Source organism: Lacipirellula limnantheis (genome assembly GCF_007746075.1).
GTDB classification, from domain to species: Bacteria; Planctomycetota; Planctomycetia; order Pirellulales; family Lacipirellulaceae; genus Lacipirellula; species Lacipirellula limnantheis.
Genome location: NZ_CP036339.1, coordinates 608,555 through 631,914, shown reverse-complemented (window position 1 = coordinate 631,914; position 23,360 = coordinate 608,555). Strand labels below are relative to the sequence as shown.

Annotated in this window: 15 protein-coding genes; 7 read left to right on the top strand and 8 right to left on the bottom strand. The window is 58.3% G+C overall.

Annotated features, from left to right (window positions below; genetic code table 11):
* Window positions 1-8: 8 nt before the first annotated feature.
* Both I41_RS02440 and I41_RS02435 read left to right on the top strand, forming a co-directional pair.
* Window positions 9-1,853: a HEAT repeat domain-containing protein gene (locus I41_RS02440; protein ID WP_145430547.1), complete on the top strand. Its 1,845-nt coding sequence runs from the start codon at window positions 9-11 to the stop codon at window positions 1,851-1,853.
* A 183-nt stretch (window positions 1,854-2,036) separates the two neighbouring features.
* A complete protein-coding gene (locus I41_RS02435) occupies window positions 2,037-4,664 on the top strand; it encodes a glutaminase family protein (protein ID WP_145430545.1) in 2,628 nt (875 codons plus the stop codon).
* A 4-nt stretch (window positions 4,665-4,668) separates the two neighbouring features.
* Here the strand turns inward: I41_RS02435 and I41_RS02430 are convergent, their stop codons facing one another.
* From I41_RS02430 to thyX, 6 genes are all read right to left on the bottom strand, one after another.
* Window positions 4,669-5,790: an alpha/beta hydrolase gene (locus I41_RS02430; RefSeq protein WP_145430543.1), complete on the bottom strand. Its 1,122-nt coding sequence runs from the start codon at window positions 5,788-5,790 to the stop codon at window positions 4,669-4,671.
* A 44-nt stretch (window positions 5,791-5,834) separates the two neighbouring features.
* The gene (locus I41_RS02425; RefSeq protein WP_145430541.1) at window positions 5,835-6,833 is read right to left on the bottom strand and encodes a WD40 repeat domain-containing protein; all 999 of its coding nucleotides are present in this window, start codon (window positions 6,831-6,833) and stop codon (window positions 5,835-5,837) included.
* A 47-nt stretch (window positions 6,834-6,880) separates the two neighbouring features.
* Window positions 6,881-8,173 (bottom strand): DUF1501 domain-containing protein, encoded by a 1,293-nt coding sequence (locus I41_RS02420; RefSeq protein WP_145430539.1) that lies wholly within the window; start codon window positions 8,171-8,173, stop codon window positions 6,881-6,883.
* Window positions 8,174-8,255: 82 nt separating this feature from the next.
* A complete protein-coding gene (locus I41_RS02415; protein ID WP_168206623.1) occupies window positions 8,256-11,165 on the bottom strand; it encodes a DUF1549 domain-containing protein in 2,910 nt (969 codons plus the stop codon).
* A gap of 883 nt (window positions 11,166-12,048) precedes the next feature.
* A complete protein-coding gene (locus I41_RS02410; protein ID WP_145430536.1) occupies window positions 12,049-12,951 on the bottom strand; it encodes a hypothetical protein in 903 nt (300 codons plus the stop codon).
* Window positions 12,952-13,202: 251 nt separating this feature from the next.
* Window positions 13,203-14,138 carry an FAD-dependent thymidylate synthase gene (thyX, locus tag I41_RS02405; protein ID WP_210421096.1) on the bottom strand — a complete coding sequence of 312 codons (936 nt, stop codon included), beginning with the start codon at window positions 14,136-14,138 and terminating at the stop codon, window positions 13,203-13,205.
* 165 nt (window positions 14,139-14,303) lie between these two features.
* On the opposite strand from thyX, the gene I41_RS02400 reads away from it, so the two are divergent.
* The gene (locus I41_RS02400) at window positions 14,304-15,683 is read left to right on the top strand and encodes a Druantia anti-phage system protein DruA (protein ID WP_210421095.1); all 1,380 of its coding nucleotides are present in this window, start codon (window positions 14,304-14,306) and stop codon (window positions 15,681-15,683) included.
* Here the strand turns inward: I41_RS02400 and I41_RS02395 are convergent.
* Both I41_RS02395 and I41_RS02390 read right to left on the bottom strand, forming a co-directional pair.
* Window positions 15,662-16,777 carry a hypothetical protein gene (locus tag I41_RS02395; protein ID WP_145430534.1) on the bottom strand — a complete coding sequence of 372 codons (1,116 nt, stop codon included), beginning with the start codon at window positions 16,775-16,777 and terminating at the stop codon, window positions 15,662-15,664. The two genes, I41_RS02400 and I41_RS02395, sit on opposite strands and share 22 nt — an antisense overlap.
* 10 nt (window positions 16,778-16,787) lie before the next feature.
* A complete protein-coding gene (locus I41_RS02390) occupies window positions 16,788-19,322 on the bottom strand; it encodes an ORC-CDC6 family AAA ATPase (protein WP_145430532.1) in 2,535 nt (844 codons plus the stop codon).
* Between the two features lie 279 nt (window positions 19,323-19,601).
* Between I41_RS02390 and I41_RS02385 the strand changes: the two genes are divergently transcribed.
* From I41_RS02385 to I41_RS02370, 4 genes are all read left to right on the top strand, one after another.
* Window positions 19,602-19,916: a hypothetical protein gene (locus tag I41_RS02385; RefSeq protein WP_145430530.1), complete on the top strand. Its 315-nt coding sequence runs from the start codon at window positions 19,602-19,604 to the stop codon at window positions 19,914-19,916.
* A 135-nt stretch (window positions 19,917-20,051) separates the two neighbouring features.
* A complete protein-coding gene (locus I41_RS28445) occupies window positions 20,052-20,480 on the top strand; it encodes a CHC2 zinc finger domain-containing protein (protein WP_145430529.1) in 429 nt (142 codons plus the stop codon).
* 366 nt (window positions 20,481-20,846) lie between these two features.
* A complete protein-coding gene (locus tag I41_RS02375) occupies window positions 20,847-21,680 on the top strand; it encodes an ArdC family protein (protein ID WP_145430527.1) in 834 nt (277 codons plus the stop codon).
* A 499-nt stretch (window positions 21,681-22,179) separates the two neighbouring features.
* Window positions 22,180-23,154, top strand: coding sequence for a tyrosine-type recombinase/integrase (locus tag I41_RS02370; protein WP_145430525.1), 975 nt, complete (start codon window positions 22,180-22,182; stop codon window positions 23,152-23,154).
* The last annotated feature ends 206 nt before the right edge of the window (window positions 23,155-23,360 follow it).

The following is a 23,360-nucleotide window of genomic DNA, read 5'->3' as shown; positions in this document are numbered from 1 at the left end:
ATTTAGTCATGACGATTCAGATGCAACTCGTTCGTGTCTTGGCAGTGTCCTTGCCGTTGTTAGCTATTTCTGCGGCAACGGCTGATGAGTTGTTTAATACCAACGAGGCGGAGCTGATTGAGGTTCTCAAGACAGGGCAGCCGGCGGAGAAGGCGATTGCTTGTAAGAAGCTGGCGGTGTTCGGAACGAAAGATTCCGTGTCGCTGCTGGCGCCGTTGCTCGAAGATGAACAACTTGCCTCGTGGGCGCGGATAGCGCTCGAAGCGATCGACGATTCGGCCGCTGATGCGGCGCTGCGTGATTCGCTGGCAAAGACGAAAGGCAATCTCTCGATTGGCTCCATCAACTCACTCGGCGTCCGCGGCGATGATGCGGCCGTGCCGCTGATGGCGGAAGCTTTGGCGACAGGGATCAAGTCGAATGATGCGGAGCTGGTCGACGCCGCCGCCTGGGCGTTAGGTCAGACCGGCGGCGAGCAAGCTATCGGCGCGCTGCGCAGCGCGATCAAGAATGAGAAGGGGGCCGTACGGAACGCGGCCGCCCTGGGATTGGTACTGGCCGCCGAGGATTTGCTGGCCGCGGGCAAAGCGGATGAAGCTGCGACGCTTTACGACGAAGCCCGGGCCGCCGACGTGCCGAAGCAACGAAAGTTGGAAGCAACGCGCGGAGCGATTCTCGCTCGCGGCGACGCGGGGATTCCATTGCTCGTCGAGCAACTGCGCAGCGACGATAAGAAGTTTCTGCAGCTGGGGCTCGGCACGGCGCGGGAACTCGCGGGCGCTAAAGTGGCTGAAACGCTCGTGAAGGAACTGGAAACGGCGCCCGCCGATCGCGCGGCGCTGTTGATCTACGCCCTGGCAGACCGCCGAGACGCGGTCGAAGCGCCGGCGATTCTTGCGGCGGCAGTGAGCGACGACGATTCGATGCAGTTGGCGGCGATTCGACTGCTGGCTCGTGCCGACGATGCGTCTCACGTCGACGCACTGCTGCAGACGGCCGCCGACGATAATGCCGACGTCGCCCTCGCAGCCGCGACAGCGCTCGCGGAGATGCCGGGCGATCGGGTCAACGGCCATCTCGTCGAGCTCGTGCCGACGGCTAAAGGAAAAAAATTGGCGATCTTGCTGAACCTGGTGGGGAAGCGCCGAATCGATGCCATCGACGCGCTGACTTCGTCGCTGAATGACGCTGACGCCGGCGTGCGGCACGCCGCCCTGGCGGCGCTCGGGGCAACGGTTTCGGCGGAGCAACTGCCGCTGCTGGTGAAGCAGTGCCTGACGGCTCATGATCCAAGCGACGCCGCGGTTGCGTGGCGCGCACTCAAGGCGGCGAGCGTTCGCATGCCCGATCGAGACGCCTGTGCTGCGGAACTGGCGAAGGCAATCGCCAATGCGTCACCGGCGGCGCAGGCGCAGATCGTCGATATTCTTGGCGCAGTCGGCGGCGGCAATGCTCTCCAGGCGATGGGGAACGCCATGAACGACGGCGAGGATCAAGTGCTCGATGCCGGAACGCGCGCTCTGGGCAACTGGATGGAAGTTGACGCGGCGCCGCTTTTGCTTGATCTCGCGAAGAACGCCAAGGGAGAAAAGTACCAGGTGCGGGCGCTGCGTTCCTACATTCGGCTCGCGCGGCAGTTCAAGATGTCGGAGGCGGAGCGTGCGGAAATGTGTGCCGCGGCGCTGGAAGCGGCCCAGCGCGACGACGAACGCGAGCTGGTCTTCGCAGTGCTTGAACGTTACCCCAATGCCGAATCGCTGCGGGTCGCCAAAGCGGCGGCCAAACAGCCAAAGCTGCGAGAACGGGCCGCAAGAGTAGCCGAAGCAATTGAACATGGTTCTCCAGGGAATTGAGACTTTGCGGCGTGATGCCGCCAAAAACAGCCAAATTGCCCTAGATATTCGTTGCTTCGTCTGCTGTCCGCGCGAAACCATTTCGCGCCGTCGCGCCAAAGGATCTCATTGATTCGACGCGCGTCGAAGCGAATCCTGAAGGGTGTGGACTCGATCACCCCTCTCGAATCTTTGGCGGCGGCTATGCGTGGCTTGTTGACGGCGGCGGCACTGGCGTTTCTGGTCGGTTCGGTTCACGCTCAAGAAACCAAGCCGCGGGCGACGGCCGCTGAACTGCACGCGCGGCCCTTGGCGGCGCCCGCGACGCCGCTCGTGGCGTGCGACCCCTATTTCAGCATCTGGTCGCCAGCCGATCGGCTGAGTGACGCCGACACGGTCCACTGGACCGGCAAACCGCATCGGTTGACCAGTCTGGCCTTGATCGACGGCAAGCTCTATCGCCTGATGGGAACGGAGCCGACGTCGGCTCCGGCGCTGGAGCAAACCGGCGTCACGATCACGCCGACGCAGACGGTATACGAATTCTTCGGGCACCGCGTGCAGCTGCGCGTCGGGTTCACGACGCCGGCCCTGCCGGAAGACGTCGATCTGTTGTCGCGGCCGATTACTTACGTGACTTACCGAGCGCAGTCGGGGGATGGGAAGCAACACGAGGTGCGGCTACTGTTCCAAGCGTCGGCTGAACTGACGGTAAACGTTCCTGGCCAGGCGGTCGCGGGGAATTTGGAAGCGATCGAGGGGCTGTCGGCGGTGCGGCTAGGATCGCAGGAGCAGGCGGTCCTCCGGCGAAAAGGGGACGACCTGCGGATCGATTGGGGCTACCTGTATCTCGCAGCGAACAGCTTCGACGGGGCGTCGATGCTGGGCGAGCCTGCAAAGCTGCGCGATGAGTTTGCCGCGGGCGGCGCCGGCGCGCCAGCCGCGCCGCAGACTCCGATCGAGGCCAACAGCGCAACCGAGCTGGCCGGCGCCATTGCGTTTGACTTGCTGGAGGTTGGTTCGGAGCCAGTGGAGCGGTGGCTCGTGCTCGCGTACGACGATCTCTACTCGATCGAATACATGCACCGGCAGCTGCGTCCCTACTGGCGACGGAACGGACTCGACGCCGCGGGGCTACTGACGGAAGCGGCCCGCGACTACGCGACGACTATGAAGCGTTGCGACGACTTCGACGCCGAGCTTGGCCACGATCTGCTCGAAGCGGGAGGCAAAGAATACGCTGCGGTTGCGACGCTGGCGTACCGCCAATGTTTTGCCGCCGGCAAGTTCGTCGCCGACGCCAACGGGCAGCCGCTGCAATTCAGCAAGGAGAATCACTCGAATGGCTGCATCGCCACTTCGGACGTTTTCTACCCGATGGCTCCGCAATTTCTGCTGTTTGGCCCGTCGCTGACGAAGTCGTTTCTGGAGCCGTTTATGAACTATGCGGCGAGTGAACGGTGGATATTCCCCTTCGCGCCGCACGACCTGGGGACTTATCCGAAGGCGAATGGCCAGGTTTACGGCGGCGGCGAGAAGACCGAAGAGAATCAGATGCCCGTGGAGGAAAGCGGCAACCTCTTGTTGTTGATGGCGGCGCTCGCGCAGATGGAGGGCAACGCCGACTACCCTTCGCAGTATTGGCCGCAACTCTCGGCGTGGGCCGAGTACTTGAAGCAGCAGGGGTTTGATCCGCCCAACCAGCTCTGCACCGACGACTTTGCCGGGCATCTGGCGCACAACGTCAACCTGTCGGCGAAGGCCATTTGTGCTCTAGGGGCGTACGCCCAGCTTTGCGAGATGCGCGGCGACGACGAAGCGGCGGCCGCGTATCGCAAAGTTGCCGAGGAATATGCCGCACGCTGGGTACAGGAAGCCGACGACGGCGACCACTTTCGCCTGACGTTCGATCGCTCCGGAACGTGGAGTCAGAAGTACAATTTGGTGTGGGACAAGCTGCTCGGGCTGAATCTCTTTCCGGACGCCGTGCGACGGCGGGAAATGGATTTTTATCTGAAGTCGCAAAACGCCTATGGGTTGCCGCTCGATAACCGCAACGTCTACACCAAGCTCGATTGGATATTGTGGACGGCGACGCTAACGCAGGACCGTGAGGACTTCGACGCGCTCGTCTGCCCCGTTTATCGCTTCCTTAATGAGTCGCCCGACCGCTCGCCGATGACCGATTGGTACAAATCCGACAATGGCCGCAAGGTCGGCTTCACGGCGCGGCCGGTCGTCGGCGGCGTTTTTCTGCAAATGCTCTACAACGAGAAACTGTGGCGCAAATACGCGGGACGCGACCAGACGCAGGCGAAGAACTTCGCGCCGATGCCAGCGCCGCCGAAGATCACGACAGTGGCGCCGGCAGCCGACGTCCAGCCGGTGACGTGGCGATTCACGACAGAGGAGCCGGCCGCCGGTTGGGAGGAACCAGAGTTCGATGCCAGCGCCTGGCGCCAAGGAAAGGCGGGATTCGGCAGTCGGCAGACGCCGGGAGCCCGGCTTGGCGCAGAATGGACGACTCGCGAGATTTGGTTGCGGCGAGAGTTCGATCTGACCGCAGCGCCCGACGTACGGCGCCTGCAGCTATACATTTATCACGACGAAAACGCCCAGGTGTATCTCAACGGCGTGCTGGCCGCGACGTGCAGCGGCTTTAACGGGCAGTATGAGACGCTGCCGATTCGCGACCAGGCGCTGGCGTCGCTCAAGCCGACGGGGAACACGCTCGCGGTCCATTGCGAGCAGACGACCGGCGGGCAGTACATCGACGTCGGCCTGGTGACGGTGGAGCAGATCGACGGAGAACGGACGGCCGAGCGCCCGTGAGCGATCAGCGCTTCGCGTCCGGCAGCGCATCGTCTTTCCAAAGCCACTCGAGCGCCTCAGGAAGAGTTTGCCGCTTGACGGCTCCGTCGCAATGTTTGGCGTTGCGGGCGAAGACGAACTGATATGCGTAACCCTTCTCCGCCAGGACGCGAGCCATGTTCTCGTTGGCGAGGACCCAATCGTGCATGCCGTCGCGCATGACGTTGGGGTTGTAGAGGTCGTCGTCGCTGACCTCCATCCAGATGCGCAGCGGCTTGGCGGGGCTAGCGGGAATCAAACGCTCGTGAAACTCCCAGGCGCCGTGCGGCGTTTCATCGCTCGGGGGCCACTGCTGGTTGACGAACGTCCCCGAATAGCTGAGCACGCGGCGATAAAGGTCGGGACGGTACCACGCCATGATCATTGCGCACGATGCGCCGGAACTGCAGCCCATCGTGGCGCGGGCGTTAGGATCCTTGGTTAACGTCACCTTGCACTTCGCCTCGACCAACGGCAGCACCTCGGTCTCGACGAATTCGGCGTAGCGGCCCGACATCGTATCGTACTCCAGACCGCGCTGGCTTCCCTGCGCGTCGCCGCCGCCGTTGCCAATCGAGATGGCGACCAGCGGCGGAACGCGACCAGCGGCGATGAGGTTGTCGAGCGTCGTAAACAACAGCGGATCAGGCCCGTCGGCGCCAACGATAAAGGGAGCGATCGCGCCGGCGACGTACTGCGCTGGGACGTAGACCGCAACGCGGCGGACGTAAGGCGCGGATCGACTCGTAGTGATGACGAGCTTTGCCGGGTCCTGGGGATCGACGGTCCCGAAGGTATTGGGGTCGCGCGCGATGCCGGGATATATCTTGCTATCGACCGAGCTCATCGTCAGTTCGATCACGCGGCCGCGAGGGACGTCGGGGTGCTCAGACGTCTCGACGGCCGGCGGATGAGTTGGGCCGATGATGAAATTGCCGTTAACGTCGGCGGGCGGGACTTCGCCGTCGGGGAGTTCGACCGCGTCAACGTAGCCGGGAGCGTGAGGATCGCGGATGGGCGGGTCGGGACGCTCGGCCATGGCGATCGCGGGGACGGCGATGGCGAGGAAGAGCGTGAGAAGCGGAGGGCCGGCGGTTCTACGGTTCATGCGAGTTCGCATTCTCCCGATGAAGTTATTGTGGCGGCAAACGGTCACACTTTCGCCGAGAGACTCACGATGCGCACATTCCGGTCATGGTGGGCGGTGGCGACGCGGATACCGTCGGGATGGAGGTCCATATCACGGACGAGCACGGGATACTTGAAGCGATGAAAGTCTTTATCGTTGTCGGGCTTCCAGAAGAGCAGGAAGCCGCCCGTGCTGCCGCCGCAGGCACCCATCAGCGTTTGATCGGCGAGGTAGACGCTCCGCCAGAGGACGCCGCCGGTGATTCCCTCGGCAATGTGGGAGCGCACCAGCGTCTGGCTCTCCCACTCCCAGAGCAGTTGGAGCGGTTCGTGCACGGCGCCCAGCGGATTGGTCGCCTTGTGGAGCCCGGCCGCGGCGAGATACTTGCCATCGGGGCTGACGGCAAGCGTGCGAACTCCGCCGAAGTCGACCTGCTGTCCTCCTTCGTACGTGTGGAGCGGCTTGGCGTCGAATGTGCGCACCAATTCGCCGGTGGCGACGTTCCACTGCTTGACGACGCCGACCAGATCGCCAGTGAGGAGGAACTCGCCGCTGGGGTGGAACAGCACAGAGTAAATAAACCGTTCGTGCGCTGGCCACTCCCGCACGAGACTGCCGTCGGCGACGTTCCATACTCGGACCGACAGGTCGTTTCCGACCGAGGCCAGCAGCGTGCCGTCGGGGCTGACGCTGAGCGCGCGAATCCAACCCTGGTGACCGTCGATCCGGCGGATTTCAGTTGGCTTTTCCGCGGCGGTCGGCCACCAGATCAGTCGACCTTCGCTGCCGCCGGTGATCGTCGTTTCGCCATCTTTGGAGAACGCGATCGCCTTCACCCAACTGTCATGCCCGATCAGCGGCGTCTTGGCCCCGTCGGCGAGCGACCAGCGCTGCACGGAGTTGTCTTCCGCGCCCGCGAAGACGTAACGCCCTTGCGGTTCGATGCGGCAGGAAATCAACGGGCGATCGTGAGCCAACTCTGAGACGATGTGAGCCTGTTTAATGTCGAGCGCTGCCGTCATCGTAGTTCTCTCTGACGCCGTTTGCCAGTTAGTGAGCCGCCCGCTCGTTACACCAGCAGTTGCTTGATCGCCCCGACGGCCGGATCGGCGATCGGCAGGTCGCGGCCGTCGATGCTGAATGAACCGGCCGAATCGACGCCGACCGATTCGAGATAGGTGTGGAACAGGTTGCCGTGATCTACTTGGCCGTCGACGACTTCGGTGCCGTCCGCATTGGTGCCGCCAAAGGCGAATCCGCGCGGCGTGCGGCAGCCAGCCATCACCACCGACCAGGCCTTCGACCAGTGGTCGCGGCCATAGTAGAGATTGATATTCGGCGTGCGGCCGAACTCCGACAAGACGACGATCAGCGTGCTATCCAGCATGCCTCGGTCGGCAATGTCGGCGACGAAGTTGGAGAAGCCGAGGTCGAACTCAGCGAGCTGCTCGAGATGGAAGTCGAAATTCTCGTTGTGCGTGTCGTAATTCGAGTGCGAGACCTGAACAAACGTCACGCCTTTCTCCAGCAGACGCCGCGCCAGCAAACAGTGGCGGCCGAAGTCGTACTTGCCGTAACGCTCCTGATCGCTCGCCGGTTCCTTGGTGACGTCGAACGCCTCGCGGCGCTCCATGAGCTGCAGCGCTTGCTCGTAGCTAGAGGCGTAGGCGTCGGTCATCGCCGTGCGCCGACGGCTGAGAAACCGCTCGTTGACTCGGCGGCGGAATTCATTGCGCGCGGCGTCGGACGCCTCGGCGACGCTTTCAGGCCGCGTTGTGTGCATCGGCGGGTTGCCGTTGCCGAGGACGACGCTGGCATATTTCGGTTCCAAATAGGCCGAGTCGTTGCCTGAACCGCCGCCGCCTCCGGGGGTGATCACGATGTGCCCTGGCAAGGCATCGTCGGCGGGCGCGAGCGCCTTGGCCGCGACGGCGCCGATGCGGGGATAGTCCGCGGCCGGCGTCTGACGACGACCAGTGAGCATCAGATACGCGCCCTTGACGTGGTCGTCTTCGGCCGTGTTGACGCCGCGCACCAGCGTCAGATGATGCATTTGCTGAGCGACTTTGGGCAGTAGTTCGCTGATATGGATTCCCGGCACGCTGGTCGGTATCGAGCGGCAGGGACCGCCGGTGGCGGTTCCCGGCTTCGGGTCCCAGCTTTCGAGCTGGCTCAAGCCACCGTGCATATTGAACACGACGATGCGTTTTTGCTGGCGAGCCATTTCCGCGGCCGCCGCTGGTCGGGTGAACGTCTTCAGGCCGCCGACCATCGTTCCGAGTCCGGCGGCCGCCATGCCGCCGAGGAATTGCCGCCGGGCCAACGTATGTTCGGCCGTATCGCACGCATAAAAGGGTCGCATGTCGTCACTCCTCCATCGAGGGCGGAGCCAACCAGCTCCGTAATTTTCACGGCGTTTCCACGCCGCGTGAACCGACCGTGGATTAATGGTTGAAGCGGAACTCCGCCGACGTGAGGAGGCTCCATACCAATTCTTGGACCGTCGCCGCCTTTTGTTCCGGGTGCGCCGTCAGGTACTGCGTCACGTCCGCAACTTCCGCCTCGTCGGGAAGGCGATTGAGTATGGTGAGGTACAGATCTTCGGCAGCGGCTTTGGGATCCGTTTGCTGCACGACTCGTTCGGTGACGTTTGCCGCGGCCGGCGCGGTCCAGCCGTTGAATTCGCCGCCGTTAGCGGCGAACAACGCCTGATTCGCCGACGCGAAGAAATCGCTTTGCGGCTGTCCTGCCGCAGGGGCGTACAGGCTGACGAACGATCCAACATTTGCTTTGAGCTTGTCGTAAACTCGCTGCTGCAGCTCCAATTCGCGCGCGGCAACTTTTGCCGGATCCTGCTTGTCAGCGTCGGCGAGCGGCGCCGACTTATCGAGCTCCGCTTGCTCGGCCGCCAAGTAGCGGTCGTAAACGCCGGTCACCTGGAGAATGCTCCAGCACATTTGCTCCGGCGTCAGCGGCTTGAGGGGCCGCATAGCAAAGGTCTTCGTCCATTCCGTCTGCAACCCTTCCAATGACTCGTTCAACTGACTCCGGCACTGATCGACCTCCAACCGGGCCAGTTCGAGCTGTTGTTGCGCTTCGGCGAGTTTCTGTTGGCGTTGCGAGAGCTCGGTGACGATGGCTTGCTGCTGCAAGTTCGCCGCGGCCAACTCCTGCTGCGCCAGCTGCCCGGCCGCCGTGGCGTCAGCGAGCTGTTGCTGCGGAACCGCCTCGCCTGCTCGCAACTCGGCGAGCTTCGCGCTGAGCGAGTTGGCCGCCTGCTGAAGATTCGCGTCGTCGGGCAGCTGCTGCCGAGCCGCTTCGCTCTCGGCGATCGCGGCAGTGACGTTCGCGATGAGCTGGTTCCAGCGCTGCTGCTGCGCTTGCGCCGCGGCAATGGCCGCGGTTGCCTGTTCCGCTTTTGCGACGACGGCAGCCCTTGCCTGTTCGCCGACGGCGATCGCCGCCTGTTGCGCTTCCACCGCCGCAGCGGCCGCTGTGACCGACGACTCTGCCGCCGCCACATTCTGGCCGGCAGCGTCGATTTGCTCCTGGATCGGGGGCAGTGCGGCGAGCTGTTTGATTGCCGCAAGCGATTGCTCCAGCCGCGCCGCAAGCATTTCCTGCTCGACGCGCGCCGCCCGCGCAGTAGAGGCGAGTTGATCTTTTTGCTTCATCTCCTCGGCGAGCGGGGCGAACTTCCCACGCACCGCGTCGATCCCCAATCGCGTCGTCGTCACTAACTGCTCCGCGGCAGCCACCGCCGCCTTCTTCGTTTCAGCGTCTGCGGCGAGCGTACCTACCTCCGCGGCGATCTGTTGCTGGCGTTCGGCAAATTTCTGAGCGGCGGCGGCGAGTTCCTGATCGTCGGGAAGCGCTTTGGCGACTTCCTGCGTTTTGGCGACGGCGTCGGCCAGCGTTTGCGAAACGGCAGTCTTCGCCGCGAATTGCGTCTGAGTCGCTTCAAGCTGACGACTGACTTCGTCGAACTTCGTCACCGTTTCGGCGGCGGCGGCGGTCGCCTGGTCGAGTTCGGTCACCACCGGCGCGGCGGCTTCCTCAACACGGAGGCACTCGGCGGCGACCTTGTCATACTCCTCGTCGGCCGCCTGAGCGGAACTCCGCACCTGTTGGAGCCGTTGTTCAAGTTCGGCGGCCAGCGATGAAGCCAGCGGCGCGAAGCTGGCCGGATCGGGCGGCGGGTCGATCGAACGTTGGTAGACCTGCGTCAGCGCGAGTTCTCGCCAGAATGATTTGACGTTAAAGCCGCTCGCCGCGAACTCTTCGCCAAGCAGTCGCATGAGCGCCGGATTCGACGGTGGATTGGCAGAGTGATGAAAGTCGACCGGCTCCACCAGCCCGCGCCCCATCATGTGCGCCCAGAGGCGATTGGCGATGTTCTCGTTGAATGGACGGTTCGTCCCATTCGTCGACATCTCCGAGAGCTTGGCGCGACGGCTGAACTTTGGCACGGGCCGGACATTTTCGGCGGGCTTCACGACGTAGAGTTCGTCGGGGTAGAGAGGGGGCTCCTCCAACGCGGTCAGCCCAAGTAGTTTAGGGCCAGTCGTGTGTTTCCCTTCGACGAAGACCGACTCGAACGTCAGTCGGTCGCCCGCCTTCTCGGCGTAGTACGTTTTGCCGTCGGGCGCGGGCGCCACGAAAGCACTTCCAGAGCTATAGAACGCGAGCAGCCCATGGTAGTCGGCCTGGAGATAGTCGAGCACCAGTGGGTGATCGTGACACTGCGCGCACTGTAGATCGCGCCCAAAAAAGATGCGCCCAACGTCCCGCGTGAGCAGATTCGGGTCAGCTTGACGATCGAGATAGAAGCGGACTGCCGCGCGCGGATGGGGTTCGGCGCCGTCTGCCTCAAGAATCTCCTTGGCCAACTCGTTGTAGGGGCGATTCTCGCGGAAAGCCTTGAGCAAGTACTGATGCCACTCGTCGGCCGTGACGTTCACGTACGGACGCCGCTCCATGAGCAGAACGTCGAAAACTTCGGCCATGTGGCGCGCGTAGCGGGGATGGTTAAGGAGCCGGTCGACGGCCGCTTCGCGCTTGGCGGGATTCTGGTCGGCCAGAAAGGAGCGAACCTCCTCGACCGCGGGGGGGACGCCGATCAAATCGAGCGAGATCCGACGGAGGAATTCGGCGTCGCCGACCAGCGGAGCAGAAACGCCGGCGCTGGTTTCGGCCAGGAGCTGGTCGATCCGCTCGCGGAGCGGAGCCGGCGGATCGCCCGCCGCGGCAAACGAGGGAGTCCAAACGATCGTCAGCGCAATCGCGAAAACTAGCTGCCGAGGGAGCGTGATACTTTGCGGCTGACGTACTGCCCAAGAATCGGATCTCTCCATCATCCGCCTTCCTCCATCAACTGTGCTCGCCCGCCAGTCGCGTCTCAACTCTCTCCGCTGCGGGTGATGAACGCACTTCTGCGTCGACTTTACCCGCAAACGGCATCGCAACTGAAAGGGCGCTTAATGGCGGCGCGCGGCCTCGATCCATCCTCAGCCGCCGCCTGACGAAAAGTCTCCAGCCGCATTTTGGCAGATCACTGCAGAAAATGCACACTTACAAAAGGTATTTTTGGCGACCCGACTGTCTCTGGTAAGGCCGAAAATATCGTAAATTGTTGACGGACCCGCGCTCCAAACTGGGACCAATTCGGGAGAGATGGGCGCGCGGTTGGACAAAATTGGATTCACTTTACGACCTCAGTCTGCCTGAAGAGAGGACGACTCGGCGGTCGCAAGGAAGAGAATCGCTGCCCCAAATGTATTGCAGCGAAACAAGTTGCGCCCGGACTGCGGGGCACGCGGAGCGATCGAGCTCGCAAGAGACAAAAAGTAGCGGAGGAGGGATTCGAACCCCCGACACGCGGATTATGATTCTGCGGGCCGAGTTGCTTAATCTGTTGCCAAGCGGGGACTTAGGGCAAGCGAGAAAGGACAGTTGCACCTATTGTTGCACCCCGGTCGAGGTGAGCGCGCAGCTGGCGAATCTGATAGTCGCATGGCCTTCACTCACTGACGCGCAACGCCGTGAGCTCGAATTGTTACTTCGTACCGAGCCGTATAACAACCTCTCTGACAGTTAGGTGCGATCGGGGCGAGCCACGCATCTTAGTATGGCATCAACTTTCAACACGCCGACTCTGCTGGCGTGCAGTTATTGTGACGTCGACGATCTTGTCCTCATTCCGTTCTTGCTTAATTCGAAATCAGCGAATCGGCTCGATTAGGGTCTCAGTCTGGGAAGGCTCGCAAGGACTACGGCCGCGGCCACAAGTCCGCTGGCCAGACTCAATCCAACATTGACTATCAGCCCCCAATGTGGAGCATCGATCGAGTTGAGAGTAATCTCATGGTAATGCTGAGTCACGTAAGCAGTTATAGGCGGCAAGGCAATAAAGGAACCGCACAAGGCAACTGCTAGAGGATAGTTCCACCAGGATTTCTTGAGAGCTACAGGCAAATCTAGCGTCCAATCCTGATTCGTGCGAAACCGAAACCATCCGAACTGATCTTTTGAGCTTGGTTCGGTAGTTCCGAAGTACCATCGCTTGAGATCATAGCGCGAGTCGACTTCAAGGGTGGGAGGACTCGTCCCTACAACAGGTCCGCCTGCCTCAATTGAAATTGCGCCCTGCGGCACTTGGGACTTCTGCGGACGATAGTGATATATCTCAACAGCCTGTTGATTCGAATAGCTTAGGTAGTGCGGCCACTTGCGGAGTTCTTCACTCGACGTCCGATTTGCGCCAAGGTCAACAACTCCGGTAAGAACCCAAAAGTACGGCTCGTCTTTGAATGCAGAAGACATCTGCAGTTGTTCGACGACGGTCGACCACACCGTCAGCTGTGCTCCGATACTCGCCACCGGTAGAACTCGCGCACGGTCGACCTCAAAGCAGAAACGCCCTTGGACTGCGCCTCCCTCGACCATTGTTGGGGAAATACCGCCCGTGGAAGTGACAACCGCTTGAGTGAATTCCTCACTTCTAGTGAAAACGAATTCCTTCAAACAAAGCTCGATCGTAAGTGTGCCTCCATAGTCACGGACATCTTTCACAGTTGCCAGCCGCACCGGAACGAGAGGCAATACCCCGCTGCTAACACCACTTTCAACGAAACATATCAAGACGCATTCCTCGCTTCGACTCTGCGAAGGCCCTAGCAGCAAAGTAAGGCTTGAGTCACTGCAATGGCGCTTGTCGTATCGGAATTGAATTTGAGCTTCCAGTGGTGCTGCAACGCACCGCAGGATATCGTGCCGATAGCGAGGCGAGAATGCTGACGATAGTAATACGAGCATAGGTCTTCTCCAAAGCTATGGCTGATCACCGTGCTCGTTCACAACTGAACGCCATGGCTCAATGCCGAGCGAACTCCTTAGTTCCTCCACGGCTTCGCTAGGCCTAGCTTATCAAACTTCAACTCCAATTCGTCTCGCTCTCTATTAGGCAGTAATCCATTCGTGCCTACCTCCAATAAACCAAAGGCCTTCAAAGCTTCTACAGCTCCGACGGAATCATTCGCGCATATCCTCTGGATGAGAGTCACTTCGATCATTGAAAGCGATATGCTGTTCAAGCGATAGTCCAAGAATGCCTCCCAGGCGAGCGGACACCACTTACTCACGATTTCTTGACCTATCAATTCTGCGTACGCTCTAATCTCGTGCTGCGCATGCGGATCCATTCGGAGAGCTAGAAAGTGGAATAGATTATGAAGATCAATTTTCCAGTATGCTTCAGTATACGTTGAAAGCGGCAAATCTTTACGAGCTTGCTCTCTGGCGACGCCAGCCGCAAGTCGTTCGTTATACACGTCCCTAGCCATTTCGTGGAGCTCACGTTCCCGCTCGGCCAGCAAGCTTCCGGCCTCGGCAGGGAGTCGCTCGCCACTACCTTGACGATTTACGGACGATTGAGTTCGCCAATCACTCGCAACAGTTTTCTGCGCTGCATCAATAGCCTCTGAGTATCTTGTCGAATACTCGTTCACATTCGCCGTTCGGTGTCGAATCCACTGCCGCCAACAGTCCATTGGAACGCGTACGTGTAATTTGATTTCACACATTTCAAATGGCGTTGAGTGCCTATGCCGCATCAAGTAGCGAATCAGTCCTCGATCCTCACTGACGCGCTTCGTGCCTGCGCCGTACGAAATGCGGGCAGCTTGAACGATCGAATCGTCGGACCCCATGTAGTCGACAACCCTTACGAAGCCATCATCTAGCACAGCAAACTGATGCCCAAGAATCTGGCCGATTGAAGTTATTTCAGTTTGGCTGGCGTCTTCTGTAGGCGGCATGATGTGCGGCACCTGTTAACTTTTTTGCTACTGAGCTAAGGGGCGTGGGCAGTTTTCGATGCCGCGCGAATCGATTACGACGGTAATTCTACAGCCATCGGACGGCACGTTCGAGTACTGGTTGGCTTATCGCAAGCATGCAATGTATGCTGCGTCTTTTGCCAGCCAAGGTCGCTGATGATTACCAGAACAGAAATACTGCAGGAAATTGGGAGACCTCGCTTGCGAGCGATTTCCGTTTCCCTCGGAATGGAAGTCAGCACGCGAAAAGCCAAAGCCGAAATCTTGTCGGGGCTAATATCGAGTCGCCGCTTTTCAACTGCAGAAATGTTGGAGCGATTGACTCACGGCGAGCTTAAAGCCATCTGCAAGCGAGCGAATGTAGTTCCGTCGTCGCGTGATAAGGCGGGGTACATTCATGGCCTTACGGGCGACGACGGAACACTTCTGAAAGCCCACATCATCGCGTCGCTTAGAAAGCAAGGCTTTCGTCATCAGAAAGGCAGAATTGTCCCTCCCTCGTTCGAAGACAAGGAAACAATTCGGACGGTGCACGGCCTGGCGGTGCAGCACAAGAGGGATCGTGCACGAGCACAATTGATGCGATACGAGAAGGCCTTGCTATCCAGAATCGCGGAAGGAGTTTCGTTGGATGTTACGGAAATTCGTCCACGACTGGTTGAGGTTGTAAGCGACAGCGAAGACGAGTTGCTATTTCGCTACGCGTGCCTTCACTGGAGCATACCCATCTCATCTGGATATGGACGACGTCTCCGGTTCATAGTCATTGATGAGAGCAATCAGAAACTTGTAGGAGTGATAGGGCTTGGCGACCCAGTGTTCGCGTTGTCTGCACGCGACGAATGGATTGGATTCACACCTGCAAGCAGAAAACGCCGCCTGCAGAACATAATGGATGCTTTCGTTTTGGGGGCAGTGCCACCTTACTCTTACTTATTAGGCGGTAAGCTGATTGCAATGCTTGCAGCGAGCAACGAGGTTCGCGAAAGGTTTAAAGCAAAGTATGGAACGCACAGATCGTTGATTAGCGGCAAGACTCAAGACGGCGACCTCGCACTACTAACAACAACGTCTGCCCTCGGCCGGTCGTCCATCTACAATCGGATTCGCTATCAACAGCGGCAACTCTATACACCCATAGGCTATACTCGCGGCTTCGGGGACTTTCAATTTCTCAATGGGCTCTATGACGAGATGCTCACCTATGCGAAGGTCAATTGCTCGCCGACAGCAAAGCAGCTTAGCTGGGGTGCAGGCTTTCGAAATCGTCGCGAAGTCGTAAAGAAATGCCTCGCCTCCGCAGGCCTGCCTAGCGACCTTCTGCGTCACGGCGTCAGACGACAGATCTTCGTTGTCCCACTTGCCCTGAATGCGAAACAGTATTTGTCGGGCGTAGACGACACCCTTCAGGCGTTTAATTTCAGCGCAGATGAGATGTTCGGCTATTTTCGGGAGCGATGGATGCTTCCGCGCGCCGCCCGGCTGCAAGAGTTCCGCGCATTCCGTTCTGAGGACTATGGTCTGTGGATTCGTTGAGCTCCATCATCAATTCTGAGCGTGCCAATATTGTCTAGCGATTTCCGGAACTGTACAGTTTCGCCGAATTTAACGCACCAAAGATTACCAACGCCAATAGACCATTCCTTCGCGTTGTATCGTTGAGGAGCTGCAAACAGCAGCTTTACGTCAGGATGCAGGTAGCAGAATATCGCAGTCCCGATGCCTTGTAGCTTTGATCCGAGAGGGGATACAGTCAAGTTGAAGTGCGTCCATCTCTCTCTGTAAATTCGCTCCAAGATTTCAACTGTCTTCTTGTAGTCGAACGTCGACACCTCGTGTTGCGGTGCCGTGTCCGGTATCTCGTTAATCGATTTCATCGCGCCGGTTCTCCACTTATTGGCCACCCCGGGCGGAGATCCGACAATCCATATCACTTCCTGGCGAGGATTCGTGATCAGCGTTTCGTCCACTTTACTAACGACTGCGAGACTTCTGTCCTTTCTAAAGCTAGGAAATAAGATGACGCAGTTGGGCAGAGGATCTAGATGCTGGCCGGAATAACCGGAGGTTGGGAGAATGGAGCTGACGCCGACTTCGGTGCCTAGCTTGCCATCGGTAATCCATTTCTCGCGATCCTGCAGAAACTCATCCTCGGTTGGATGGTAAGCAGCGGCCTCCGCGTACAGGACGCGTAGATCGACGTCGGCCTCCAGCAAGACTTTGAAGGTTTTGAGCAATAGACGATTCGCCGCGACGCTAATATCGAACACAATCAAAGGCGTGCAATCAGTACCGCGTCTCAGATTCGCGAGCAAATCCGTAAGTGCCGCTTCATAATCAATGTCATCTGCATTTAGCCCATCTACGTCTTGAGACATTGCAGAAAGCGAATCTTTTAGACTTTCAAGATTCGTTCGATTGTCATCAACGTTTGTGCCGAGCTCAATGTAACGGCACGCTCTTGCCGTGCTTCCGCCTGTTGCCAATTGATTGGCCAAAGCCAAGCATCGAGGCTCAAAGCCCAATGCGCATAAGTAAAGGTCTATTCGCTGGGGAGCTCGGATGAACGGCTCTACTTCCGGAAAAGCAGCTATAGCGTCTTCGAGTTCGTAGGCGGCCAGATTAGCCATTAGTTCGTTCTCATCGATTAGGTTTTTCAAACATCTCCAGTTGGCGATCAATCGATTTCCGTCCCCATTCCCTGGATACCTGTTCACAAGCTTCAGTCGGGGTGCTTAGAAATTGTTGTAACCAGTCGACATTGCGTTTCACCGCATCATTCTTGGTCAGCGCCGCTCGGAACGCAGGTAAGTAGATTCTTCGGAGATTCCACCGAAGAGTCGTGACGCTTCGATGCCTAGATAGGCCCGGCTCCATCTCAATGAAAAGTGCCCGACGAACCAGTTCTTTTGCCAGTCGCTGAAGCTCTGGTGTGAGGCGTGCTTTCGCGTCTCCGTGAACTTCGTCGATTTCGATTCGCGGCACCTGCGCCGGAGAACCATCACTTTGCAGCTGTGCATCCTGCAAAAGCCTTCGAACCAAGTTTCCGAACGCGAGCACGACCTGATGCATTTCATTTCCGTACGGATGGAAAGTCTTAACAAGTTCGAGCAGTTTCCGAGACACTTCAACGATAGCGAGATCCTGAAGGTGTAACGGTACCCTCGTTGCTGTGGACTCAGTCACATGGCCCAGCTCGAAGATTCTTCTGTATACATGCAGCAGACTAGAAACATCACCGGAGCAGAGCTGTGCGATGCATTGCAGACCGTGGTAGTCAGACGGCTTGGGGTTCATTCCGGTCTTCGCAAGGGCCCTCCCAAGGCTACCATCCTCCCAATGTGAATCACCAATTAGAATCTCCGCTGTACCCAAATGATTGGATGCTCGCAAACGGTTGTTCAAGAGATCCGTCGCAAATTGAGTCGTTGCGGCACTTAATCGAGTATCGTTCAGTGCTAAGTACTCCTTCCCGCAATCGATTTCGAGCCGTTCACGAGTGAGTTCAGAAGTGGCAAGTAGTTCGTCATTTAACACAGCGCCATGCTTCTCAGACGACAATTTGAATACATGAGACGCACGACGCTCCCAGATAACCTGATTAAGCACAGTTTGAACTGGTTCAGAAATTCGATGAGTTGAAAAATCATCGACTAAGAACGCGATTGGTGTGCGTCGCAAGGAACTGATTTCACGAACAAGCAATTCTGTGAAATCGCCAAGCAGTGATGGCGTGGTTGTCACGCGATTTGTATCGGCTTGCTGGAACGCGATTTGTGTTGCGAACAATTCGGCTTGCACGAGATCTTGTGCGTGCTCAATACGCGATACTCCGCGCACCATTCCGCTTTGCGGCGACCGGATTGTTCTAACCACGAAGTCATAGACCGCTGCCTCGGCAGTTGCTCCAAATCCCCAGTGCGACTCCCGCTCAGAGCGGCGGCCTATAGTCGCAAGTGTTTTCAGAATCTCTCGCACAGCCAAGAGATTGAAGTAGTGCACTATTAGGCCGCGGTAACGTGATGCGTCTTGATCAGTGCGAATCCAACTCAGGCGATTTTGCAGATCAGCGCCGCACGAAATGTAGATGCCAAAAATCCGAAGTTCCTCATCGATCTCTGCCACCGACTTGTGGAGATGAGCCTTTAGGCTCAACCAGCGGAAGATCGTTGATTTTCCGCAGCCTCGCGGCCCCGTTACCAAGCATGCGTCCGGGCCGGATACTTTGTCGAGCCAAGGGCAGGACTTCGCGAATATTTCCACCAGAAGACGATCGTCTGCAATGTGGTCTGCGGAAATGAATTCGAACGGACCGTTAAGTGGTCGCATTTCATCGCGCGCCGGTGCCATCGCCCGATCGTACGCACCCGCGAACTCCTCGACGATTAAAGTCGGATCTCGAAGGGCTATCGTGTGATCCTCGTCGAGCATCTGAGCTAAGAGCGGCCGCACTTCCGCTAAGAAACGACGATCTTTTAGAACTACGTCTCTTCTACGACGAATCGCGTTCCAGATTAATACGAGATGAAAAACGAAATGATGGTGGTCGTCCAATTCATGACGCGTGGAGGAACGAATATTTCCAGTATCGACGATCTGAATACGTCGCTCATTCGAAGTGGCTCCCAGACTTGGAGCTGCGATCATTACGTTCCCTGGATGCAAGTCATTGTGGCTAAGTTGGCACTCATAGAGCGCTCGTAGCCCTGTGCAGACGCCTCTTACATATTCTCGCATAAATGATGGGCTGATCGTTTCGCCTTCATTCAGCAAATACTCACCTAAGTTCACACCATCTACAAAATTCTCGACGAAGCATACGACATGATGCGATTCCTCCATGATTCGCAGTTGGATTTCATCCGCATCGACGAATCTCGCAAAGGCCTCGCATCCTTCCAGCTTCGAGGCCTTATACGCTTCCTGGATGAGTGAGTTATCAGTGCCGCTCGTTGCCAAGCGTAGCTTCAGAGCTCGGAACCTCCCATAAGCGTCGACGGCCTTCCATACAACCGAGTCGTTTCCACGACCAATAATATTCTCTCCAATAATTCTGTAAGGCTGCCCCTTAATTAGAATTTCATCGGGCAAATGGGAACGGTCGGTGAGTAGCTCTTGTAATTGAGAGCGTGAGGGTACGTCGTTCATTGATGCATCGATGAGCTTAAAGAACATGAGATGTGCCTGCACTAATCTAAACCAACTGTTCCCAAGATGCGATCTTGCACCTACAAGACTTCAGACATGGGCAGCAAGAGGCCGCAAACTGCCCCGTGAACGCTGATATCGCATATTTGCTTAGCGAATTGGAACGCGATACTCTGCACCGTGACCTTTTTACCCATCCGCGCGTTTGGCGAATCTCTTTCGGGCTTCGCCAAACCCCTGCGGTGCATCCAGCGAGGGTTTTACCAGCTGTTTTGGATGCGGTTCTAGTTGAAAGGAGCCATTACGATGGCTGCGACGAAGTCGGCGAATCATGGTGCCCAGAAACAACGGCCCATCTTCGCCCAGTCCTTCTTTCCGGTGCAGGTCGCCGTGTTCGAGCATCCCAATGAGGGACGGCCGAACTTTAGCGTCCGGCTGACGAGATCGTTTCGACGGGATGAGCAGAGCGAGTGGGAGACAACTGAATACCTGAGTGTTCAGGATCTGCTTCCAGCGTCGCGTTTGCTCACCGCCGCTTACGATGCGATTCAGCAGCGTCAGGAGGAGGTCTATCGCGAGCGGCAGCATGATCGGACGGATCAGCGCGGTCGCCAATTCTAACGATGCGAATGGTTGCGTCGTCTCTTTTCAGCCCCAGGTTGTCGGTTGCACCGCACCCTGGGGTTCTTTTTTTATTGCGTGACGCTCGGCGGGCGAGTAGTTCGCTGGGAATCATTGCTTGTTTGAGTGTGAATAATGAAACCGAATTCCTCGCAGGAACAACGTCGGCGAGCGACGGAGAGTGCTACGGGTTCCTCTTCTCTGCACAACGGGGCAGGGGAGGGCGGGGCGAGTTTCGATGGCGTGCCGTCGTGGGGAGCGATCGATTACGCCGAAGTCCGCCGGAGGGTTGGCATCGTTGCGGTGTTGGAACTACTAGAATGGACGCCTGTGGCGAGGGCGGGCGTTCAGCTGCGCGGGCCGTGTCCGATCCATGGATCTTCGTCTCCACACAGTCGGAGTTTAAGCGTCAATACTGCAAAGAGTGCCTTCAAGTGCTTCGGCTGCGGCTGTCAGGGAAATCAGTTGGACCTGTTCGCGCTGGCTAGTGGACTTCCCATCTATCGAGCGGCCGTGGAACTCTGCGAACGCGCCGGGGTCGAGCTGCCGCGGCTTTCAAAATAACATGGTCGTAAGAATCGGCTAGCCACGTTGAGTAGCGATCCGAACTGCGCTATTCTCGGCTGTTCCCTCGAATGCGGAACCTCATCTGGGTAGAAGCGATTTTATCGCTTCCGTTCTCGCCGACTGGCCTCAATTGTGGCTCGCCCGCGAGACCGGCGGCGTGCATTCCACGGTTTTAGTTTTTCTTTCATCCCCTGGGGATGTCTCGCGGCATCGCTGCCGCATGCTGACGACGACGTTCGCTCGTCGCAACTAACTTCGGCTCGCCGGACGTTCCGGCAAGCCCTTCTTGATCCGAAGCTGCTTCGTTGCTCTCTCGCTCAGCGAGCAGGGGACGTTGCGCTGCAACATGAAGGCCTTCCTGCCATGAATCGTGAAGAAGCGTTGGAGATGACCAATCGCGGCGTCGACGAACTAATCGCCGCACTGGAGCAAGGCAAAAGCGACCGGCTGCTGGAATACTTGGCCTTTCAGGCTCGATTTCACCAGTACAGTTTTTGTAATTGCCTCCTAATTGCGATGCAGCAACCCGACGCGACGCATGTCGCAGGGTTCCATCGCTGGCGTGAGCTTGGGCGTTTCGTCAAGAAAGGGGAGCGGGGAATTATGATCCTCGCTCCTTTGGTGCGACGCCGTCAATCGTCCGAAACTGATTCCGACGGCGAGGAGGCGACGAGCGTCCGCTCTGTCATCGGGTTTCGGACAGCGTACCTATTTGACGTGTCGCAGACTGACGGAGCAGAGGTGCCAGAGTTTAGCTCCATTTCGGGAGACCCTGGCGAGTTGCTCGTTCAGTTAAGAACGCTCGTCGCGTCGTACGGCGTGGAACTCCGCTACGAAGAGCAGCTTGGCGGCGCTGAGGGCCTCTCGGAGGGCGGCAAGATCGCCATTCTTCAAGGACTATCGGCGGCGAGCGAGTTTGCGGTGCTAGTCCACGAACTGGCGCATGAACGACTCCATCGCACTGATCGTCGTCCGGAGACGACGCGGCGCGTACGCGAGTTAGAGGCAGAAGCGGTGGCTTTCGTCGTCACACGGGCTGCGGGGCTCGACGGGTTGAACCGGTCGAGCGACTACATCCAACTCTATGGCGGAGACAAGGAAATGTTCTTGGCTTCGCTGGCCCATATTCAGCGCGTCGCTGCCGACTTAATTGGAGCGATGTCGTTGGAGACGGCAACGCGGGGAAAGTCCGAGTAGCTCCATTGACCAGCGGCTGCATGGCCGCCTCACACGAAAGGATCGAATCATGCCAATCCGCTTAGGCTGTATGTTCTGCGATCGCAGCGACAGCGATGGGATCGACGCAGTTCCGACTTCTTGGTTCTCAGTCGAGCAAGTCCAGGACTTAGACGTTTCGACACAAGCCATGAGTTCGGACCGAAGTGACGCTGCTTGGCAAACACACTTGGGAGTTTGTCCGGAGTGTCAAGACGCTGAGCTTTGGCTCGTCGTGCCAAGCCAGTCAGTCGAGTAAAGGTTTTTTGGAGGTCGTTCGCACGCACGCCGTCGGCCTCATTTTCCATCAACAGCCGCCTCAGCTGATCCGCCAACGCACGACCCATGGAGAAAATACCTTGCTCCCCTACTAACGCATGTTGCATCATAAAGGACGTTATGGTGCATCGAATGTCGGAAAGGGAACTCGTTTCCAAATGTCGTTCTGCACTGAGCGTTGGCTAACAACTTGACGGCTGGGATGACGCACGACCTCGTATCACGAACTCAACGCAACCTTGATCGAATCGGCTTCGCTTCGCTGCCCAAGGCGATTGCGTCATCTGGAGAGCCGGGCATCCGACGCTTCGTCGAGTTCTTCGTAGTAACTATTCGAAACAAAAATACGAGACTCGCCTACGCGCACGCTATTCGCCAATTCTTCGCTTGGACTGAAGCTCGCGGCGTTAGATCATTGGACGCCATCGAACCTGTCGTTATCGCTGCGTACGTCGAAGGTCATTGTGGATCACCGCCGACGGTGAAACAGCATCTGGCGGCAATCCGCATGCTCTTTGATTGGCTCGTCACCGGCCACGTCGTGCAGCACAACCCGGCGACCTCTGTTCGCGGCCCAAAGCACGTCGTCAGGCGAGGAAAAACGCCCGTGCTCACCGCTGACGAAGCGCGTCAATTGCTTGACTCGATCGATACGTCGACCGTGATCGGCTTACGCGACCGCGCACTCATCGGCGTGATGATCTACACCTTTGCGCGTGTGAGCGCCACCGTAAATATGAAAGTCGAAGACTTCTATGCCGAGGGGAAGCGATGGTGGCTTCGACTGCACGAGAAGGGAGGCAAGCAACATCAAGTCCCTGCTCATCACAACGCTGATCAATACCTAGACGAGTATCTGACGGCCGCGGGGATCGTTGCAGCGAAGAAATCTCCACTGTTTCGTACAATCGATCGGCAAGGCCGCATGACCGAGGCAACGTTGACGCGCAATGGTGCGTTTCGCATGGTCAAAAGGCGAGCAGCGGCCGCCGGTTTGTCGCGCTCCATCACGTGCCATTCGTTTCGGGCGACCGGAATTACCGCGTATCTTGAAAATGGCGGCACGCTGGAAAAGGCTCAAACAATTGCCGCTCATGAGTCGCCGCGAACAACCAAGTTGTACGACCGTTCACGAGACGATGTGACGATCGATGAAATTGAACGGATCATTATCTAGGCCTCAGTCGCGTACTTGCCAAGCAGATGCGTTTACCCCGCGGTCCAGAGTGCGAGTAAACCCTGGTGGGTGCAGCGGTTATGTCAGCATCTCCGTTTAGGTTGATTGGAGTGTTCCCGCGAGCGTCGATACTTGCCGATTACGCTCCTTGCGTTTCACTCGCTGAGGCGTAGGCTGAGTCCCGCCCGGGTAGGCAGAGAGCTGCC

What these genes read in the sequence shown, in the direction of transcription:
- I41_RS02440 (WP_145430547.1), top strand. Translation starts at nt 9, where the DNA reads ATGACGATTCAGATGCAACTCGTTCGTGTCTTGGCAGTGTCCTTGCCG.
- I41_RS02390 (WP_145430532.1), bottom strand. Translation starts at nt 19,322, where the DNA reads ATGTTCTTTAAGCTCATCGATGCATCAATGAACGACGTACCCTCACGC.
- I41_RS02430 (WP_145430543.1), bottom strand. Translation starts at nt 5,790, where the DNA reads ATGAACCGTAGAACCGCCGGCCCTCCGCTTCTCACGCTCTTCCTCGCC.
- I41_RS02425 (WP_145430541.1), bottom strand. Translation starts at nt 6,833, where the DNA reads ATGACGGCAGCGCTCGACATTAAACAGGCTCACATCGTCTCAGAGTTG.
- I41_RS02385 (WP_145430530.1), top strand. Translation starts at nt 19,602, where the DNA reads ATGGCTGCGACGAAGTCGGCGAATCATGGTGCCCAGAAACAACGGCCC.
- I41_RS02395 (WP_145430534.1), bottom strand. Translation starts at nt 16,777, where the DNA reads ATGGCTAATCTGGCCGCCTACGAACTCGAAGACGCTATAGCTGCTTTT.
- I41_RS02420 (WP_145430539.1), bottom strand. Translation starts at nt 8,173, where the DNA reads ATGCGACCCTTTTATGCGTGCGATACGGCCGAACATACGTTGGCCCGG.
- I41_RS02370 (WP_145430525.1), top strand. Translation starts at nt 22,180, where the DNA reads ATGACGCACGACCTCGTATCACGAACTCAACGCAACCTTGATCGAATC.
- I41_RS28445 (WP_145430529.1), top strand. Translation starts at nt 20,052, where the DNA reads ATGAAACCGAATTCCTCGCAGGAACAACGTCGGCGAGCGACGGAGAGT.
- I41_RS02375 (WP_145430527.1), top strand. Translation starts at nt 20,847, where the DNA reads ATGAATCGTGAAGAAGCGTTGGAGATGACCAATCGCGGCGTCGACGAA.
- I41_RS02435 (WP_145430545.1), top strand. Translation starts at nt 2,037, where the DNA reads ATGCGTGGCTTGTTGACGGCGGCGGCACTGGCGTTTCTGGTCGGTTCG.
- I41_RS02400 (WP_210421095.1), top strand. Translation starts at nt 14,304, where the DNA reads ATGATTACCAGAACAGAAATACTGCAGGAAATTGGGAGACCTCGCTTG.
- I41_RS02415 (WP_168206623.1), bottom strand. Translation starts at nt 11,165, where the DNA reads ATGGAGAGATCCGATTCTTGGGCAGTACGTCAGCCGCAAAGTATCACG.